Raw genomic sequence first — 17,557 nt, forward strand, 5'->3', positions numbered from 1 at the left:
GGGTTTTCCGCCGTTGGAGCTGGGGAAGGCGGTTTTGTTAACAGTCCACGGCGGCGTCGGGTGACAATGCTGGGGTACCGTCCGAAGGTCAGTCTTTTTCGAGACTGAGGATTACACAGCTCATACACCGCAAATACACCGCAATACACCGCACGCACAGGCGCCCCTCCAGGGCTGCCGTGCCTCACTGTGGCAGGAGGGACGGGGCGGCTTCGCCCCGTATGGATGGACGTGAAGCGCTACTTCCGTGGGCCGGTCATGTGGATCGTGCTGGCCGTCCTCGCCGTGGTCGTGTTGATGCAGGTCGTCGGCTCGTCCGGCGGCTACAAGTCGGTGGACACCAGTCAGGTCGTCAAGGCGATCAACCAGAACCAGGTCCAGTCCGCCGAACTGACGACCGGCGACGAGCACAAGGTAAAGATCAAGCTCAAGGACAACGTCGCCAAGATCTCGGGCAGCGACAAGCTCCAGGCCACCTACATCGGTGACCAGGGCGTCGATCTGGCCAAGACTCTGCAGGCCAACGCCCAGAAGCAGGGCGGCATCCCCGACGGGTACAACGTCTCGACGTCGAAGCAGAACCCCTTCGTCGGGATTCTGCTCTCGCTGCTCCCGTTCGTGCTGATCGTCGTGGTCTTCCTGTTCCTGATGAATCAGATGCAGGGCGGCGGCTCCCGGGTGATGAACTTCGGCAAGTCGAAGGCCAAGCTCATCACCAAGGACACGCCGAAGACGACCTTCACCGATGTGGCGGGGGCCGACGAGGCGGTCGAGGAGCTCCAGGAGATCAAGGAGTTCCTGCAGGAGCCGGCGAAGTTCCAGGCCGTGGGCGCCAAGATCCCCAAGGGTGTGCTGCTCTACGGCCCGCCCGGTACGGGTAAGACGCTGCTCGCGCGCGCCGTCGCGGGCGAGGCGGGTGTCCCCTTCTACTCGATCTCCGGCTCCGACTTCGTCGAGATGTTCGTGGGTGTGGGTGCCTCCCGCGTCCGCGACCTGTTCGAGCAGGCCAAGACCAACGCCCCGGCCATCGTCTTCGTCGACGAGATCGACGCCGTCGGCCGGCACCGCGGCGCGGGCATGGGCGGCGGCCATGACGAGCGCGAGCAGACGCTGAACCAGCTGCTCGTCGAGATGGACGGCTTCGATGTGAAGGGCGGGGTCATCCTGATCGCCGCCACCAACCGGCCCGACATCCTCGACCCGGCGCTGCTGCGCCCGGGGCGCTTCGACCGGCAGATCGCCGTCGACCGCCCGGACATGCAGGGCCGGCTGGAGATCCTCAAGGTCCACCAGAAGGGCAAGCCGGTCGCCCCGGACGTCGACCTGTCGGCCGTCGCCCGCCGCACCCCCGGCTTCACCGGTGCCGATCTGTCGAACGTGCTGAACGAGGCCGCCCTGCTGACGGCCCGCAGCGACGGGAAGCTGATCGACAACCACTTCCTGGACGAGGCGATCGACCGCGTCGTGGCCGGTCCGCAGAAGCGGACCCGGATCATGAGCGACAAGGAGAAGAAGATCACCGCGTACCACGAGGGCGGCCACGCCCTGGTCGCGGCGGCGTCTCCGAACAGCGATCCGGTGCACAAGGTCACGATCCTCTCCAGAGGCCGGGCCCTGGGTTACACCATGGTCCTGCCGGACGAGGACAAGTACTCGACCACGCGCAACGAGATGCTGGACCAGCTCGCCTACATGATGGGCGGCCGGGCGGCGGAGGAGCTCGTCTTCCACGACCCGACCACGGGCGCGTCCAACGACATCGAGAAGGCCACCACCACGGCCCGCGCGATGGTCACGCAGTACGGCATGACCGAGCGGCTCGGCGCGATCAAGTTCGGCTCCGACAACTCCGAGCCGTTCCTCGGCCGTGAGATGGCTCACCAGCGCGACTACTCCGAAGAGGTCGCCGCGCTGGTGGACGAGGAGGTCAAGAAGCTCATCGAGGCCGCGCACAACGAGGCGTGGGAGATCCTCGTCGAGAACCGGGACGTCCTGGACAACCTGGTGCTTGCGCTGCTGGAGAAGGAGACGCTGAACAAGGAGGAGATCGCCGAGATCTTCGCCCCGATCGTGAAGCGCCCGGCCCGCCCGGCGTGGACCGGCTCCTCGCGGCGTACGCCATCCACCCGCCCGCCGGTGCTCTCCCCCCGGGAGCTCGCCCCGGCGAACGGTGCCCAGCCCACCTCGGCGGCCTCGCTCACCAAGGCCACGGCGCCGGAGGACGGCGCCGAGCGGCCCGAGGAGTCGGGCTCCGGCTCGGAGAACTGATCCCGCCACCGGGGGCGGCTTCCGTCCCTGGTGGCCCCGGAATGAATGCCGCGTCCACCAGGTTCTAGCCTGGTGGACGCGGCATTTTCGCGTCCGTGTGCATGTACGTGAGGAACGAGGCAGCTCCATGACCGACCCGGTGACGCTGGACGGCGAGAGCCCCATTGGCGTGTTCGACGAGAAGCGCGCCGAGAACGCGATCCGCGAGCTGCTGATCGCCGTCGGCGAGGACCCCGACCGGGAGGGGCTGCGCGAGACGCCGGGCCGGGTGGCCCGTGCGTACAAGGAGATCTTCGCGGGGCTGCGCCAGGAGCCGGAGGACGTCCTGACCACCACCTTCGACCTGGGCCACGATGAGATGGTGCTGGTCAAGGACATCGAGGTGATGTCCTCCTGCGAGCACCATCTGGTGCCCTTCGTGGGCGTGGCCCATGTGGGCTATATCCCGTCCCACGACGGCAAGATCACCGGGCTGTCCAAGCTGGCCCGGCTGGTGGATGTCTTCGCCCGCCGCCCCCAGGTCCAGGAGCGGCTGACCACTCAGATCGCCGACTCCCTGATGCGGATACTGGAACCGCGCGGGGTGATCGTCGTGGTCGAGTGCGAGCACATGTGCATGACCATGCGCGGGGTGCGCAAGCCCGGCGCCAAGACCCTCACCTCGGCCGTCCGCGGCCAGCTGCGCGACCCGGCCACCCGGGCGGAGGCGATGAGCCTCATCATGGCCCGCTGAGCGGCATGAGCCTCACCACGGCCCGCTGAGCGGCTCTCCGGGCCTCCCACACGCCTGGCGGGCCCTCCGGGGCGCGCCTCAGGCGCGGGCCGCCGCGCTCGGGCCGTTGCCGTCGTTGTCGTCGTCCTCCGGGAGCTTGAGCACCCGCTCCAGGAAGAACGCGGCCGCCACCACCCCCGCGCCCGCCAGGACCGAGCCCCCGGCGTAGAACGCCTGGTCGCGGCGGGCGGGCACATCGAGCTGCTCCATGGCCAGGAAGACGCCCACCCCGCCGTACATCCCCGCGATCAGGGCCGCCACCAGTGCGCTGGCCTGCCCGAAGACCACCGCTCGGGCGGCCACCATCGGGTCCACGCCCTTGGCGTCGGGCTCCCGCTCCCGCTGGGCGCGCAGCCGGGCCCGCAGCGACAGGGCGGTGGCGGCCAGCACCACCGCGATCAGGGCCAGCACGATCGGCGCGGCCACCGGGACGCTCGGCAGCGACCCGAAGGTGTCCCACAGCCGGGCTCCCGCCCACGACACCACACCGGCCACGGCGAACAGCCCGACCAGCACCCCGATCCGAAGTTGCTTCACCGAGCGGTCGCCCCTCAATCCAGTACGTACCAGCGTCTCCCGGAACCTATCCGGATCAACGTCTACTCGGGCAGTCGCAGTTCCAGATCGACGCGGACCCGGACCCCGTCCTGGCCCACCGCCGCCAGCAGCCCCGCGACCGTCCCGCGCCCGGGGACCTCGGCCTGCGGATCCACGTCGTTCCACGGCACCAGGACGAAGGCGCGCTCATGGGCGCGCGGATGCGGCAGGGTCAGCTGCGGGTCGTCGGAGACCACGTCCTGGTACGCCACGATGTCCACGTCGATGGTGCGCGGGCCCCAGCGCTCGTCCCGCACCCGCTCGAACGCCTCCTCGATGGCGTGGCCGCGCTCCAGCAGCGAGGACGGCGGCAGCGTCGTCTTGATCAGCACCACCGCGTTGAAGTACGTGGCCTGGGTGCCGGACTCCACGCCCCACGGATCCGTCTCGTACACCGGCGACACGGCCTTGACCCGCAGACCCGGGGTGTCCTCCAGCGCGTCGATCGCGCCCTGGAGGGTCTCCAGGCGGTTGCCGAGGTTGCTGCCGAGCGAGATCACCGCCCGTTTGGGGTTGCTCAACGTCACATCGGCGGCGTCCACCTGCTCCACCACGGAGGCGGGAACGGGCTGCACGGTCGGGTCGCTGCTGCTCATACTCGGCTCCGGGTGATGGTGATGGTCACGTCGTCGAAGGGCACGGTGATCGGGGCCTGCGGCTTGTGCACCACGACCTCGACCTCCCGCACCACGTCGTGCTCGAGGCACCGGTCCGCGATCCGTTGGGCCAGCGTCTCGATCAGATCGACCGGCTCACCCCGCACCACGTCCACGACCTCCTCCGCCACCACGCCGTAGTGGACGGTCCTGCCGAGGTCGTCGTCGGCCGCGGCGGGCCGAGTGTCCAGGCCGAGCACGAGGTCCACGACGAAGTCCTGGCCCTCCTCGCGCTCATGGGGCAGCACACCGTGGTGTCCGCGAGCCCTCAGGCCGCGCAGCGCGACACGATCCACCTGAACCACTCCTGCTGGTCGTCGGTACGCGGGTGCGTCCCAGCCGGAACGCACCACCCGTCCCCTGCCGTATGCGGGGGTACCCGCCTCGAATCTACCTGCGAGCTCCGGCGGCACTCGCCCATGGGGTGGGCGGCACTCGCTGCCGACGCTCCGCGCCACAGCCTCCTACCCCCACCTCGCGGGGCGCGAACTCCGGTGGGCTCAGCCCGGCAGCAGTCCGTCGTCGGCGGGGCCTTCGGGGCCGCCCGGCTCCTCGTCGTCGCTCTCCGCGAGCACCGGGGAGCCGTGGTGCGCCCAGACCTTCCAGCCGTCCTCCGTCCGGCGGAACACGTTCGTGGCCACGACCAGCTGGCCCACCAGCGGGCCGAGCTGGCCCTCCTCCTCCGCGGGGGCGCCGCTGAGGATGTTCTCGGTGCAGGTCACCATGGCGGTGTCGGCCATCACCGACACCTCGACATCGGTCAGGAAGAACTGGATGTAGTCCGTGTTGGCCATGATCAGGGCGTATGAGCGGAGCACCTCGCCCCGGCCGCGCAGCACCGGCCAGCCCGGGTGGACACAGGACACCTCGGTGTCGGGGGAATCCAGCCAGAGCCGCTGCAGCGTGGCGTGGTCGCCCTGCTCCATGGCGTCGTACAGCGCGGTGTTCACCAGCGCCACACGCTCGTTGTCCGTAAGGGAAGTCACAGCGCTCCCGCCGTGGTCTCGGCCGCTTCGATGGCCCGCGCCACGCGCACCGCGTCCGCGCTGGCCCGTACCTCGTGCACCCGGACGGCCCAGGCGCCCTCGCGCGCCGCGAGCGCGGAGACCGCCGCCGTGGCGGCGTCCCGCTCCCGGGCGGGCGGCGGGCTGCCCCCGTCACCGGCCAGGACCCGCCCCAGGAACCGCTTGCGGGAGGCCGCCACCAGCAGCGGCCGGCCCAGCTCCCGCAGCGCGGACAGACGGGCCACCAGCGCCAGATCGTGGTCGGCGTCCTTGGCGAAGCCCAGGCCCGGGTCGACCACGATCCGCTCGGGGTCTACACCGCCCGCGACCGCCCGCTCCAGGCCGGCCCGCAGTTCGGCGACGACCTCGCCGACCACGTCCGCGTACACCGCCCGGTTGTTCATGTCGATCGACTGGCCGCGCCAGTGCATCACCACGAACGGCACCCCCGCCGCGGCCACCATGGGCACCATCGCGGGGTCGGCGCCGCCGCCGCTGACGTCGTTGACCAGCCGGGCCCCGGCCGCCACGGCCCGCTCGGCCACCGCGGCCCGCATGGTGTCCACGCTGATCACGGCCCCGGCCGCGGCCAGCTCCCGAACCACGGGGATCACCCGGCGCAGCTCCTCGGCCTCGTCGACGCGCGCCGCGCCGGGCCGGGTGGACTCGCCGCCGACGTCCACCAGGTCGGCCCCGGCGGCGACCAGATCGAGACCGTGCTTGACGGCCAGATCGGTGTCGAACCACTTCCCGCCGTCGGAGAAGGAGTCGGGTGTGACGTTGACCACGCCCATCACCGCGCACCGGTCCCACTCCGGCAGTCCGGCCACCCGTCCCCGCCCATGCAACGTGCTCATGTGCCCAGCCTAGGCGTAGGGGGGCGCGTTCTGGATCAGGCCGCCTGCTGGAGCTCCCGGCCCTCGGTCAGGTGCCGATGGGCGCAGGGCCGGCGCTCCGGGCGGCGGCCGCGGCGCAGCAGCCGGGGCAGGGCGAGCGAGACGAACCCCTCGGCCTGCATCGCGGCCAGCCCGATCCGCGGCAGGTCGCGGGTGTTGCGGAAGACCACGAAGCGCGGCTCCCAGCGCGGCTGGAACTTCGCGTTGAACTTGTACAGCGACTCGATCTGGAACCAGCGGGAGAGGAACACCAGCAGCGCCCGCCAGCCGCGCAGCACCGGGCCCGCGCCCAGCTTCTCGCCGCGCGCCAGCGCCGAGCGGAACATCGCGAAGTTCAGCGACACCCGCTCCACGCCCAGCTCGGGGGCGGCCCGCAGCGCGGCCACGATCAGCAGTTCGTTCATGCCCGGGTCGGCGCTCCGGTCGCGCCGCATCAGCTCCAGCGACATCCCGTCCCGGCCCCACGGCACGAAGTGCAGCACGGCCTTGAGATCCCCGTACGGGCCCTCCTCCGCGCCCTCGTCGGCGGCCTTGTGGGCGGTGGCGATGACCGCGTCCCCGTCCGCCTGGTCGCCGATCCGGCCCAGCGCCATCGAGAAGCCGCGCTCGGTGTCGGTGCCCCGCCAGTCGGCGGCGGCGCGCCGGATGGCTTCCAGTTCCCCGGGGCTCAGCTCGGTCGCGCGCCGCACCCGGGTCTGGTAGCCGGCCCGCTCGATCCGCTTGACCATCTGGCGCACATTGCGCATGGCGCGCCCGGAGAGGGTGAAGTCCGCCACATCGACGATGGCCTCGTCGCCGAGCTCCAGCGCGTCCAGGCCGGTCTCGCGGGTCCACACCTCGCCGCCGGTCTCGCTGCAGCCCATCACCGCCGGGGTCCAGGAGTGGGCCCGCGCCTCCTCCATGAAGCGGGCGATCGCGCCGGGCCACGCCTCCACGTCGCCGACCGGGTCGCCGCTGGCGAGCATCACCCCGGAGACCACGCGGTAGCAGACCGCGGCCTTGCCGGTGGGGGAGAAGACCACGGCCTTGTCGCGGCGGAGCGCGAAGTGGCCGAGCGAGTCGCGGCGCCCGTGGGCGGCGAGCAGGCCCCGCAGCCGCTCCTCGTCCTCGGCGGTGAGGCGGGCGGCGGGGTGCTCGGGGCGGAAGGCGAGATAGGCGGTGGTGGCCACGGTCAGCAGGCCCAGCGCGCCGAGGGAGTAGCCGACGGTGTAGTCCGCGCCGTGGCGGTAGTCGACCGGGCCCTCGAAGCCGAACAGGCCCCACAGGACGTGCTCCAGCTGCTCGCCGAGCGACGGGCTTCCTTCGATGGCGTCCGGATGCGACCGGACGATGAGCAGCCCCACGGTGACGCTGACCGCGCCCATGATCACGAAGTTGGCCAGCGCCATCCAGCGGCTGCGCGGATCCGGCAGCGCCGCGAACTCGGCGCGGTAGCGGATCAGCACCCCCATCAGTACGAGGGAGAGGACCATGCCGATGACCGAGTGCCGGTAGAGCAGCTGTGCGGCGGCGCCGACCGGCAGCAGCCCCACGGCCGCGACCCAGGCCCGCCGCTTACGCCGTTTGAGCCCGTGGGCCAGCATCAGCAGCAGCAGACCGACCACGATCGAGGCGGCGGCCGCCAGGGAGCTCACGGCGCCCGGCAGCAGCTCGGCCAGCGCGTGCACCCTGCTGTGCCGCAGCCGGGGGAAGACGATGTCCATCAGCCCGATCAGCGTGCACGCGGTGCCGACGGCGGTGGGCACCGCCTCCGGCCTGGGGCCGCGTGGCAGGCGCCGTATCCGGGTGGGAACCTTCCCGGATGTTTCGGCATCTTGACTGTCAGACATCTGTATTCCCGTCGCTTCGGTCAAGAGGATCTTCGGTTCTGTTGCGCGGTATCCGCACGATTTGCGCCCAGTAAGACGGCGTTTGAAGGAGTGGGGTTCACTGCCCGGCCATGGCTGGGAGGTTCCCCCGGCGGCACGGGGGGCCGGCCGCCCGGCAGAAAGATAGTGATGGGTCTCACGAGCAACAACATCGTGATCGCGGCAGCCGTCGCGGCGTTGCTGCTGTTCGCGGCCACGATATGGCTGTGGCCCCGGCTGGCCGGGCGCGGCGTGGCTCCCGTGCTCGGCCGGTTCGGCATGCTACTGGGCACGCAGCTGACCGTGTTCATGGCGTTCGGACTGTTCGCCAATCAGTCCTTCGGATTCTACGGATCCTGGTCCGACCTCTTCGGTACGCAGGACGAGCCGGGTGTCGTGGTGGACCACGACACCCCGGGCACCCGGGTGCGGGTCACCGACACCCGCCACCTGGCCATGGACGGCGGCTCCTCGCCCAGGATCGCCGGGCGCATCGAGAAGGTGAAGATCCAGGGGCCGGTCTCCGGGATCGCCGGCCCGGCGTACATCTATCTGCCGCCGGAGTACTTCCGGCCCGAGTACGCCCGTCGGACCTTTCCCGCCGCGCTGGTGCTGACGGGGTATCCGGGCACCACCGAGGCCCTCATCAATGGCCTGAAGTATCCACAGCACTCGCACAAGCTGGTCAAAGCGGGGAGGATGCAGCCCCTCGTCCTGGTGATGATGCGGCCGACCGTCGCGCCGCCGCGCGACACCGAGTGCGTGGACGTGCCCGGCGGGCCGCGGGCCGAGACGTTCTTCACCAGGGACCTGCCGAAGGCGGTGGCCGACCACTACCGCGTGGGCAAACGGGCCCGTAACTGGGGCGTCATCGGAAACTCCACCGGCGGCTACTGCGCCCTGAAGATGGCGATGCGCCACCCCGACGCGTTCTCGGCGGCGGCCGGGCTCTCCCCCTCGTACAAGGCCCCGATCGACGCGACCACGGGCGATCTCTTCGGCGGCAGCGAGCGGCTGGAGCGGGAGAACGACCTGATGTGGCGGCTGGACCACAAGCCGGCGCCGCCGGTCTCGCTGCTGGTGTCCAGCAGCGAGCGCGGTGAGCGGAACTACAAGGACACCGTGCGCTTCGTGAACAAGGTGAAGCGGCTCAACCGGCGCGGGGAGCCGACCCGGATCTCGTCGATCATCCTCGGCACCGGCGGCCACAACTTCAACACCTGGAAGCGGGAGGTTCCCGCCGCCCTGGAGTGGCTGGGCGGCCGCCTAAGCGCTCCGCTAGAAGGGCCCTGAGTGCGCTGAGTGCCCTGAGCTACCGTCGATCGTCTGCGGCGCCGCCGTGGCTGGTCGCCCACGCGGCGGAGCCGCATATCGACACAGCCGCGGCGGAGCCGCATATCGAAACAGCCCCGCGCCCCTTCAGGGCGCCTCAGGAGCGGCCCTGGCCAATGGGGGCGAAGCCCCCTACACGTCGGCGACGGTCTGGAGCTGGACCTCGCCGCGGGCGATGCCGCCCGCGTCGGCGTCGATCGAGCGGCGGAGGGCCTCGTGGAGCCGGGCCGGGGTGAGCACGCCGAGGAAGCGGTCGTCGGCCAGCACCGCGATCCAGCCCGCGTCGTGCTGGAGCATCGTGCTGAACGCCTGCTTGAGCGGCGCCCCCACCGGCAGCCACGCCTCCATCCGGCGCGCGTGGTCCCGTACGGTGCCCCGCGCGCCGTCGGCCGCCTCCGCCGGGATCCAGCCGTGCAGCCGCTCCGCGTCGTCCAGGACGACGGCCCAACGCGCCCCATCCGCGGCCAGCTTGGCGGCCGCCTTGGAGAGCGGGTCGTCCAGGTGGACCACGGGCGGCTGGGTCAGGTCGCCGGGTTCGATGGGGGTGACCGACAGCCGCTTCAGCCCGCGGTCCGCGCCGACGAAGTCGGCCACATACGGGGTGGCGGGCGCGCCCAGCACCGTGGCCGGGGTGTCGAACTGCTCGATCCGCCCCGAGCCGTAGACCGCGATGCGGTCCCCGAGCCGGACCGCCTCCTCGATGTCATGGGTGACGAACAGCACGGTCTTGCGCACCTGTGACTGAAGTCGCAGGAATTCGGTCTGGAGATGCTCGCGGACGACCGGGTCGACCGCGCCGAACGGCTCGTCCATCAGCAGCACCGGCGGATCCGCGGCCAGCGCGCGGGCCACGCCGACGCGCTGCCGCTGACCGCCGGAGAGCTGATCGGGGTAGCGGTCGCCGTAGACGGACGGGTCGAGGCCGACCAGATCCAGCAGCTCGGCGGCGCGCTCCCGCCCCTTCTTCCGCTGCCAGCCCAGCAGATGCGGCACGGTCGAGGTGTTCTCCAGCACGGTCTTGTGCGGGAAGAGCCCGACCTGCTGGATGACATAGCCGATACGGCGGCGCAGGGCGACCGGATCCGCCTCGGCGATGTCCTCGCCGTCCACCAGGATCCGCCCCGATGTCGGCTCGATGAGCCGGTTCACCATCTTCATCGTCGTCGTCTTGCCACAGCCAGAGGGGCCGACGAGGGTGACCAGCTCGCCCTCCGACACCTCGAAGGAGAGGTCGTCCACGGCCGTCGTGCCATCGGCGTAGCGCTTGGTGACATGCTCGAAACGGATCATGGCTCCCCATTGTTGCCGCATTCGTGGCAGACATTGTTGCTGTTGTGTGGCGATCGGACGAGATTGTCATCTCCCGGGGTTAGGGTCACCTGGAATTGGGATGAGCAACCGGCCCGCGACCCGACGGGGGAGGTGAGCGTATGGCCGACGGAAACTGTCTGATCAGTAACGAGTGGATATGCGGTGAGTATGTACGCACACGCGGTCAAGAGCTGACGGACGCGACGCTCGAGCATGTATGGATCACGCTCGCCTCGGTGGCGATCGGCCTTCTGGTCGCCTTTCCGCTGGCGCTGCTGGCCCGCCGCTGGCGGCCGGTGGCGGGGCCGGTGCTGGGACTGACCACGATCCTCTACACGGTGCCGTCGCTGGCGATGTTCTCGCTGCTGCTGCCCGTGTTCGGAGTATCGGCCGCGGTGGTGATCACCGGTCTGGTGCTCTATTCGCTCACGATCCTGGTGCGCAACATCATGGCCGGTCTCGCCTCGGTGCCCGAGGAGGCGCGGGAGGCAGCCCGGGGCATGGGGTACGGCCCGCTGCGGCTGCTCTTCGGCGTGGAGCTGCCCCTCGCGCTGCCCGCGCTGATGGCCGGGCTGCGGATCACCACCGTCTCCACGGTCTCGCTCACCACGGTGGGCGCGATCATCGGATACGGCGGCCTGGGCAACCTCATCTACGAGGGCATGCGCAGCTTCTTCAAGGCCGAGGTGCTCACCGCCTCGGTGCTGTGCGTGGCGCTGGCGGTGGTGGCGGATCTGCTGCTGCTCGGCCTCCAGCGGCTGCTGACGCCGTGGGCACGCAAGAGTCGGAAGGGCACCACCTGATGGACGTCGTCGCCAAGGCGTGGACCTGGCTGGCCACCGGGTCGCACTGGGCGGGCCCCGACGGGGTGTGGCACCGGCTGGGCCAGCATCTGTTCCTGACCTTCGTCTGCCTGGCGATCTCCTGCGCGGTGGCGCTGCCGATCGCCGTGGCCCTCGGCCATATCGGCAAGGGCGGCGCGCTCGCGGTGAACATCTCCAACGCGGGGCGCGCCGTGCCCACCTTCGCCGTACTGGTGCTGTTGCTGCTCAGCCCGCTGGGGACGCACGGCCAATGGCCCACGATCATCGCGCTGGTGCTGTTCGCCATCCCGCCGCTGCTCACCAACGCCTATGTCGGGGTGAGCGAGGCGGACCGGGAGGTCGTGGAGGCGGCCCGCGGCATGGGGATGACCGGCGGCCAGCTGATCCGCAGGGTCGAGCTGCCGCTGGCGTTCCCGCTCATCATGACGGGCGTACGGACGGCCGCGGTGCAGGTCGTGGCCACCGCGACGCTGGCCGCGCTGCCCGGCGGCGGCGGTCTCGGGCGGATCATCACGGCGGGCTTCCGGCTCACCGACACCCCGCAGGTGGTGGCCGGTGCGGTGCTGGTCGCGTCCCTCGCGCTGGTGGTCGAGGGCGTCTTCGTAACTCTGGGCCTGGTGCTCGACCCGATGCGGCGCAGGACGGGGCGGCGGTCGACCGCGGCCCGGCGTCCGCCCGCCGACCAGGCGCCGGCCTCACCGGCGCTCACGACGTAGAACCCGCGGGCCGAGCCCTCCCGCGACCGGGCGTGAAGGCGTGCGGACACCCAGGGCGGACAGCGCGGACAGCGCGGAGAGCGCGGATGACGCATAGATCGCGGATGACGCGGAAAGCGCGGATGACGCGGAATGCGCCGACAACGCGGCCACACAACCGCGGCCACAACAACGGATGGGGAACCATGAGAAAGATCAATCGGGCGGCGGCCGCCGTGGCGGGGGTCGCGGCGCTGGCAGCGGGGCTGACCGCCTGCGGCGGGGACAGTCTGGAGAAGTCGAGCGGCGGCGACAGCTCCGGTAAACCGGGCAAGGGCTCGCTGGTGATCGGATCCGCCTCCTTCTCCGAGTCGAAGATCCTCGCGGAGCTGTACGCGGGGGTTCTGAAGGACACCGGCTATTCCACTTCGATCAAGACGGTGGACGCCCGTGAGCTGTATGAACCGGCCCTGGAGAAGGGCCAGATGGATGTCGTGCCGGAGTACGCGGCGACGCTGGCCGAATTCCTCAACCAGAAGAAGAACGGGTCGAATGCCGCCCCGGTGGCCTCCTCGGATGTGACCAAGACGGTCGCGGCGCTGCGGAAGCTCGCCGAACCGCGCGGGCTGAAGGTGCTGGAGCCCGGCAAGGCCGTGGACCAGAACGCCTTCGCGGTCAGCGCTGACTTCGCCAAGAAGCACGATCTCAAGACCCTCTCCGACCTCGGGAAGTCCAAGCAGAAGGTCACCCTGGCGGCGGGCGACGAATGCCCCAAGCGGCCCTTCTGCCAGCCGGGTCTGGAGAAGAAGTACGGCATCGACATCGCCGGGATCGACCCCCTGGACATCGGCAGCGTCCAGGCCAAGCAGGCCGTCAAGGACGGCAAGGACCAGATGGTCCTGACCACGACCACGGACAGCACGCTGGATCAGTTCGGGCTCGTGCTGCTCGGCGACGACAAAAATCTGCAGAATGCCGACAACGTACTTCCCGTGGTGAATGCGAAGTCCGCCGGTTCACAGAAGATCGCGGACTCGCTGAACAAGCTCACCAAGGTGCTGACGACCGCCGATCTCAGGGAACTCAACAAGAAAGTTGACGCCGAGCGGCTCAAGCCGGCGGATGTCGCCGACGACTACCTGCGGGACAAGGGGCTGGTGAAGTAGGATCAAATCCCTGCTCGGGAGGGCTTGGCAGGGCTCGGCAAGGGATCTCGGCCGCGCAACCGCCGTATTTGCCAACGGATTGACAACAGATCTGGCCCGGCGGGCACCCAAGCGACCCCTTAGCACGGTAAGTTTCGGGCCATGCCACGTGGACGCCACCGCCAATCCCCACCCCTGCACAGGCTCCTCCCCTCCGCTTCGGTCGCAGTCGCGTCAATAACCTGCGCCGCCGGTGCCTGGCTGGTCGGCGACACGGTCGTGATCCGTGGGCTGGCCGCGACCGCGGCCGGCGCCGCGGTCGTCGGCGCCGTCCTGATGCGCCGTTGGGACCGCTCGGCCGGCCGCCGGGTCGCGGAGGCCGCGAGCGAGACCGCGCGCCAGGAGATGAAGTACGAGGAGCGGATCGCGGAGCTCGAGGCGGACGCCGAGAAGGCGAGCGAGCTTCGCGGCGCGCTCAACACCCGGCTGCGCGCCAAGCGCGCCGAGCTCGCCCGGCTGCGCAACGAGCACGCCGAGCTGCTGCGCCGCTACGCCACGGCCGAGACCGAGCGGGCCAGCGCCCTGGAGGGCCGCCGCCGGCTCGCGCTGGAGGCCGCGTCCCCGGCGAAGGAGCTGGAGGCTGCCGGGTCCGCCGGGTCCGCGGAATCCGTCGACTCCGTCGACTCCGACGACGAGCGGGACGAGGTCCTCACCGGGCTGCCGTCGGCCGCTGCGTACGCCAAGGCCGACGAGGCGCTGAGCCGGCTCAGGGAGAGCGCCCGACGGCAGAAGGAGCGGCGGGAGCAGGCCGCCGCCGCGGCCGCCCGGACCGAGGCTGCGGAGCAGGCCCCGGAGCAGAACGCGGATCAGGACGCGGATCAGGACGACCGTAAGGGCCCACGCGAGAGCCGGGGCAAGGACGGTGCCGCAACGCTGGGGAAGCCCCCGGCGGCCGGCGGGCAGGACGGCGACGGCCCGCAGGAGCCGCGCGCCCACGCCCGTACGGCCGCCTCGGCGGTGGTGCCGTATGCCGCGGCCCGCCGGGCCGCCTCCCGTTCGGAGAGCGGCTTCGACTACTTCGGCACCCAGAAGAAGCAAACGAAGAAGCAGAAGCGGGAGCCCGAACCGGCTGCCGAGGAGGATCTCGCGGATGTGATCGGCGACGAGACCCTGGCGGAGACCAAGAAGGCGGAGGCCAAGAAGGGCGCGGTGGGCGAGGTCATCGATCTGACCGAGCACGACGAGACGGAGCAGATCGATCTCGGGGAGCTGCGCAGCGCGATCTCGTGAGGGCTCGCCCGCGCGGCTCGCCCGCGTGTTGATCGGCTACTCGTCGATGATCAGCTACTTGTCGATGTCGCCGACGACGAAGAAGAGCGACCCCAGGATCGCCACCATGTCGGCGACGAGCGTGCCCGGCAGCAGCTCGGTGAGCGCCTGGATGTTGTTGTACGACGCCGAGCGGAGCTTGAGCCGGTACGGCGTCTTCTCGCCCTTGGAGACGAGGTAGTAGCCGTTGAGGCCGAGCGGGTTCTCGGTCCAGGCGTAGGTGTGGCCCTCGGGCGCCTTGAGCACCTTCGGCAGCCGCTGGTTGATCGGCCCCGGCGGGAGCTCGTCCAGCCGGTCCAGGCAGGCGTCGGCCAGCGCCAGCGAGGCGTGCGTCTGCTCCAGCAGGCATTCGAACCGGGCGAGGCAGTCGCCCTCGTCGCGGATGGCGACCTCGAGGACGTCCCTCAGCTCGGCGTAGGCCAGATACGGCTCGTCGCGCCGCAGATCGAAGTCGACGCCCGAGGCCCGCGCGATGGGGCCGCTGACCCCGTACGCGTGCACCGTCTCGCGGGCCAGGACGCCGACGCCGCGGGTGCGGCCCCGGAAGATCTCGTTGCCGAGCACCAGGTCGTCGTACACGCCCATCCGCGAGCGCACCTCGGCCACGGCCTGCCGGGCCCGGCCCAGCCAGCCCGCGGGGAGGTCGTCCTTGAGGCCGCCGACCCGGTTGAACATGTAGTGCATCCGGCCGCCGGAGATCTCCTCCATGACGTGCTGGAGGTCCTCGCGCTCCCGGAACGCGTAGAAGATCGGCGTGATGCCGCCCAGCTCCAGCGGGTAGGAACCGAGGAACATCAGGTGGTTCAGGACCCGGTTGAGCTCGGCGAGGAGCGTACGGGTCCACACCGCGCGCTCGGGGACCTCCATGCCCAGCATCCGCTCGACGGCGAGCACGACGCCGAGTTCGTTGGAGAAGGCGGAGAGCCAGTCGTGACGGTTGGCGAGCATGATGATCTGGCGGTAGTCGCGCGCCTCGAAGAGCTTCTCCGCGCCCCGGTGCATATAGCCGATCACCGGCTCGGCGCTCTGGATCCGCTCCCCGTCGAGGACCAGCCGCAGTCGTAGCACTCCGTGGGTGGAGGGGTGCTGTGGGCCGATGTTGAGCACCATGTCCGTGCTCTCGGCGGCGCCGCCGATGCCGACTGTCGTCTCCGTCATGCGTACCAGTCTCTCAGCTACCCGGCGGGCCTCTCCCCTCCCCGCCCCTTCCCGCTACCGGGGACTCCGCCCCTGGACCCCGGGGTCCGGTGGCAGGGCCCTCTCCGGTGGTGGAGCCTCCCCGGTGGTGGAGCCCCTCGGTGGTGGGGCCCTCCCGGTGGTGGAGCCTCCCCGGTGGTGGAGCCCCTCGGCGGTGGGGCCCTCCCGGTGGTGGAGCCCCTCGGCGGTGGAGCCCTCTCCGGCGGTGGAGCCCTCTCCGGTGGTGGAGCCTCCCCGGTGGCGGAGCCCCTCGGTGGTGGGGCCCTCCCGGTGGTGGAGCCTCCCCGGTGGTGGAGCCCTCCCGGTGGCAGGGCCCTCTCCGGTGGTGGGGCCCCGGTGGTGGGGGCCTCCCCGGTGGTGGAGCTCTCTCCGGTGGTGGGGCCCCCGGTGGTGGGGCCCCCGGTGGTGGGGCCCCCGGCGGTGGGGCACCCGGTGGTGGAGCCGCCCCTGGTGGTGGGGCGCTGGCGGTGGAGCCCCCCGCGGCGGAGCCGCGTGTCGAGGGGGTGTGTGGCAGGGCCCGGGGGCTGGGGCGGAGCTCCAGTTGTGGGAAGGGGCGGGGAGGGGAAACAGCCCGCCGCAGGCGCGCCAAGGCCCGTCGGACACCCCGCCCCCTACGGCCGGAGCACGTCCTGGGGCAGGTTCACCGGGTGCAGAAGCCAGGTGAAGGCACCGAGCCCCGCGGGATCGATCAGCTCCGCGGCCTCGCCCGCCGCGCTGAGGGCGCGGACGTAGGCGCTGGGGTCGGTGGCGGCCAGGGCGAGCGGGGGACGGCGGGCGTCGAGGCCCAGGGCGCGCAGCGCCTCGCGTTGAGTCATCAGCCGGGCGCCGGGCGCGGTCGCGGCGGCGCACGCGTCCATCGCGACATGCGCCGTCAGATCGCAGGACCCGTCGGGGACGGGCCGGACCTCGCGCCCCTCGCGGAAGCCGGTGAGCGTGCCGAAGGGAGGCCGGGCGGCGCGTTCGTGGGCGTAGTCGACGGCGACCGCGAGGCCCGCCCGCAGGGAGCCGACGGCCCGCGCCCAGGCCGCCTCGCGCGGATGGCCGATCTCGGCGCGCAGCCCCGGTTCGGCGCCCGCCAGGGGCCACCAGCGGGCCAGCCACGCCGCGTCCTCGCCGTCCACCGGGTCGCCCAGCCGCTCGGCGCCGTCCAGGGACACGAGGTCCACCTCGACCCGGCGGGGCACGCCGTCCGCGTCGGTCTCGGCCACGTCAACGGGCACGTTGTCGAGCCACTCATTGGCGAACAGCAGCCCCGCGCACCCCTCCGGCGAGGCGTCGCGCCAGGCGATCCGCCCGTCCAGGCCCGCCGGCCGCTCCGCCCGCTCCACCGCGTACGGACGCAGCCGCCGGCCCAGCCCGTGCGGCAGGCCGGGGGCCAGGGCGAGCACCCGTGTGAGCAGCTCACCGCGGCCGGCGCCCAGGTCCACCAGCGCCACCTCGGCGGGGTGCCCCAGCGCCTCGTCCACCCGGCACAGCAGCTCCGCGACCCCCCGGGCGAAAAGCGGTGAGGCATGCACCGACGTGCGGAAATGCCCTGCCGGGCCCTCCGGGCGGCGGAAGAAGCCGCCCGCTCCGTACAGCGCGCGTTCGGCCGCCGTACGCCATCCGCTCCACTCATGCTTCGCACTCGCCACACCGCCACGCTATGCGGAGTGGTCTCCACCTTGGGGAGTAGGGCCGGGGG

Annotated in this window: 16 protein-coding genes; 7 read left to right on the forward strand and 9 right to left on the reverse strand. The window is 71.3% G+C overall.

Annotation, left to right across the window (positions count from 1 at the left end; all coding sequences use genetic code 11):
* Positions 1 to 225: 225 nt before the first annotated feature.
* Together ftsH and folE are read left to right on the forward strand one after the other, a co-directional pair.
* A complete protein-coding gene (gene ftsH, locus J2Z30_RS31995; protein ID WP_044573280.1) occupies positions 226 to 2,268 on the forward strand; it encodes an ATP-dependent zinc metalloprotease FtsH in 2,043 nt (680 codons plus the stop codon).
* Positions 2,269 to 2,395: 127 nt separating this feature from the next.
* A complete protein-coding gene (gene folE, locus J2Z30_RS32000) occupies positions 2,396 to 3,001 on the forward strand; it encodes a GTP cyclohydrolase I FolE (RefSeq protein ID WP_044573283.1) in 606 nt (201 codons plus the stop codon).
* Positions 3,002 to 3,079: 78 nt separating this feature from the next.
* Here folE and J2Z30_RS32005 read toward each other — a convergent pair whose 3' ends face one another.
* From J2Z30_RS32005 to J2Z30_RS32030, 6 genes are all read right to left on the reverse strand, one after another.
* Positions 3,080 to 3,577 carry a DUF3180 domain-containing protein gene (locus J2Z30_RS32005; protein WP_044573286.1) on the reverse strand — a complete coding sequence of 166 codons (498 nt, stop codon included), beginning with the start codon at positions 3,575 to 3,577 and terminating at the stop codon, positions 3,080 to 3,082.
* 62 nt (positions 3,578 to 3,639) lie between these two features.
* Positions 3,640 to 4,233, reverse strand: coding sequence for a 2-amino-4-hydroxy-6-hydroxymethyldihydropteridine diphosphokinase (folK, locus tag J2Z30_RS32010; protein ID WP_044573289.1), 594 nt, complete (start codon positions 4,231 to 4,233; stop codon positions 3,640 to 3,642).
* Positions 4,230 to 4,589 carry a dihydroneopterin aldolase gene (folB, locus tag J2Z30_RS32015; RefSeq protein WP_044573291.1) on the reverse strand — a complete coding sequence of 120 codons (360 nt, stop codon included), beginning with the start codon at positions 4,587 to 4,589 and terminating at the stop codon, positions 4,230 to 4,232. Before folB ends, folK begins: the two co-directional genes overlap by 4 nt.
* Positions 4,590 to 4,793: 204 nt before the next feature.
* Complete coding sequence (locus tag J2Z30_RS32020) at positions 4,794 to 5,279, reverse strand: nuclear transport factor 2 family protein (RefSeq protein WP_037964699.1); 486 nt, start codon at positions 5,277 to 5,279, stop codon at positions 4,794 to 4,796.
* Positions 5,276 to 6,154 carry a dihydropteroate synthase gene (folP, locus tag J2Z30_RS32025; RefSeq protein WP_063790945.1) on the reverse strand — a complete coding sequence of 293 codons (879 nt, stop codon included), beginning with the start codon at positions 6,152 to 6,154 and terminating at the stop codon, positions 5,276 to 5,278. Before folP ends, J2Z30_RS32020 begins: the two co-directional genes overlap by 4 nt.
* 35 nt (positions 6,155 to 6,189) lie before the next feature.
* Entirely contained in the window at positions 6,190 to 8,022 is a 1,833-nt protein-coding gene (locus tag J2Z30_RS32030; protein WP_044573297.1) for a phosphatidylglycerol lysyltransferase domain-containing protein, read from the reverse strand.
* A gap of 168 nt (positions 8,023 to 8,190) precedes the next feature.
* On the opposite strand from J2Z30_RS32030, the gene J2Z30_RS32035 reads away from it, so the two are divergent.
* Positions 8,191 to 9,333 carry an alpha/beta hydrolase gene (locus J2Z30_RS32035; RefSeq protein WP_044573300.1) on the forward strand — a complete coding sequence of 381 codons (1,143 nt, stop codon included), beginning with the start codon at positions 8,191 to 8,193 and terminating at the stop codon, positions 9,331 to 9,333.
* A gap of 171 nt (positions 9,334 to 9,504) precedes the next feature.
* Here the strand turns inward: J2Z30_RS32035 and J2Z30_RS32040 are convergent, their stop codons facing one another.
* Entirely contained in the window at positions 9,505 to 10,662 is a 1,158-nt protein-coding gene (locus J2Z30_RS32040) for a betaine/proline/choline family ABC transporter ATP-binding protein (RefSeq protein ID WP_044573302.1), read from the reverse strand.
* Positions 10,663 to 10,802: 140 nt separating this feature from the next.
* On the opposite strand from J2Z30_RS32040, the gene J2Z30_RS32045 reads away from it, so the two are divergent.
* The 4 genes from J2Z30_RS32045 (at position 10,803) to J2Z30_RS32060 (ending at position 14,637) form a co-directional block, all read left to right on the forward strand.
* The gene (locus tag J2Z30_RS32045) at positions 10,803 to 11,486 is read left to right on the forward strand and encodes an ABC transporter permease (RefSeq protein ID WP_044573304.1); all 684 of its coding nucleotides are present in this window, start codon (positions 10,803 to 10,805) and stop codon (positions 11,484 to 11,486) included.
* Entirely contained in the window at positions 11,486 to 12,223 is a 738-nt protein-coding gene (locus J2Z30_RS32050; RefSeq protein WP_044573307.1) for an ABC transporter permease, read from the forward strand. The genes J2Z30_RS32045 and J2Z30_RS32050 overlap by 1 nt, the downstream gene beginning before the upstream one ends.
* Before the next feature lie 185 nt (positions 12,224 to 12,408).
* Positions 12,409 to 13,368, forward strand: coding sequence for an ABC transporter substrate-binding protein (locus J2Z30_RS32055; protein ID WP_044573310.1), 960 nt, complete (start codon positions 12,409 to 12,411; stop codon positions 13,366 to 13,368).
* Positions 13,369 to 13,509: 141 nt separating this feature from the next.
* Positions 13,510 to 14,637, forward strand: a complete 1,128-nt coding sequence (locus tag J2Z30_RS32060) for a hypothetical protein (RefSeq protein WP_209468925.1) — start codon at positions 13,510 to 13,512, stop codon at positions 14,635 to 14,637.
* 54 nt (positions 14,638 to 14,691) lie between these two features.
* Here J2Z30_RS32060 and J2Z30_RS32065 read toward each other — a convergent pair whose 3' ends face one another.
* Positions 14,692 to 15,834 (reverse strand): NADH-quinone oxidoreductase subunit D, encoded by a 1,143-nt coding sequence (locus J2Z30_RS32065; protein ID WP_044573311.1) that lies wholly within the window; start codon positions 15,832 to 15,834, stop codon positions 14,692 to 14,694.
* Positions 15,835 to 16,484: 650 nt separating this feature from the next.
* The gene (locus tag J2Z30_RS32075) at positions 16,485 to 17,507 is read right to left on the reverse strand and encodes an SAM-dependent methyltransferase (RefSeq protein WP_044573314.1); all 1,023 of its coding nucleotides are present in this window, start codon (positions 17,505 to 17,507) and stop codon (positions 16,485 to 16,487) included.
* Positions 17,508 to 17,557: the final 50 nt, after the last annotated feature.

The sequence above is a fragment of the Streptomyces iranensis genome (assembly GCF_017874715.1).
In the GTDB taxonomy this organism is placed as follows: Bacteria; Actinomycetota; Actinomycetes; order Streptomycetales; family Streptomycetaceae; genus Streptomyces; species Streptomyces iranensis.

Excerpts from the sequence above, each read along its gene's own strand:
- ftsH (WP_044573280.1), top strand. The coding sequence starts at position 226 with ATGGACGTGAAGCGCTACTTCCGTGGGCCGGTCATGTGGATCGTGCTG.
- folE (WP_044573283.1), top strand. The coding sequence starts at position 2,396 with ATGACCGACCCGGTGACGCTGGACGGCGAGAGCCCCATTGGCGTGTTC.
- folK (WP_044573289.1), bottom strand. The coding sequence starts at position 4,233 with ATGAGCAGCAGCGACCCGACCGTGCAGCCCGTTCCCGCCTCCGTGGTG.
- folP (WP_063790945.1), bottom strand. The coding sequence starts at position 6,154 with ATGAGCACGTTGCATGGGCGGGGACGGGTGGCCGGACTGCCGGAGTGG.
- J2Z30_RS32030 (WP_044573297.1), bottom strand. The coding sequence starts at position 8,022 with ATGTCTGACAGTCAAGATGCCGAAACATCCGGGAAGGTTCCCACCCGG.
- J2Z30_RS32035 (WP_044573300.1), top strand. The coding sequence starts at position 8,191 with ATGGGTCTCACGAGCAACAACATCGTGATCGCGGCAGCCGTCGCGGCG.
- J2Z30_RS32040 (WP_044573302.1), bottom strand. The coding sequence starts at position 10,662 with ATGATCCGTTTCGAGCATGTCACCAAGCGCTACGCCGATGGCACGACG.
- J2Z30_RS32045 (WP_044573304.1), top strand. The coding sequence starts at position 10,803 with ATGGCCGACGGAAACTGTCTGATCAGTAACGAGTGGATATGCGGTGAG.
- J2Z30_RS32050 (WP_044573307.1), top strand. The coding sequence starts at position 11,486 with ATGGACGTCGTCGCCAAGGCGTGGACCTGGCTGGCCACCGGGTCGCAC.
- J2Z30_RS32055 (WP_044573310.1), top strand. The coding sequence starts at position 12,409 with ATGAGAAAGATCAATCGGGCGGCGGCCGCCGTGGCGGGGGTCGCGGCG.
- J2Z30_RS32060 (WP_209468925.1), top strand. The coding sequence starts at position 13,510 with ATGCCACGTGGACGCCACCGCCAATCCCCACCCCTGCACAGGCTCCTC.
- J2Z30_RS32065 (WP_044573311.1), bottom strand. The coding sequence starts at position 15,834 with ATGACGGAGACGACAGTCGGCATCGGCGGCGCCGCCGAGAGCACGGAC.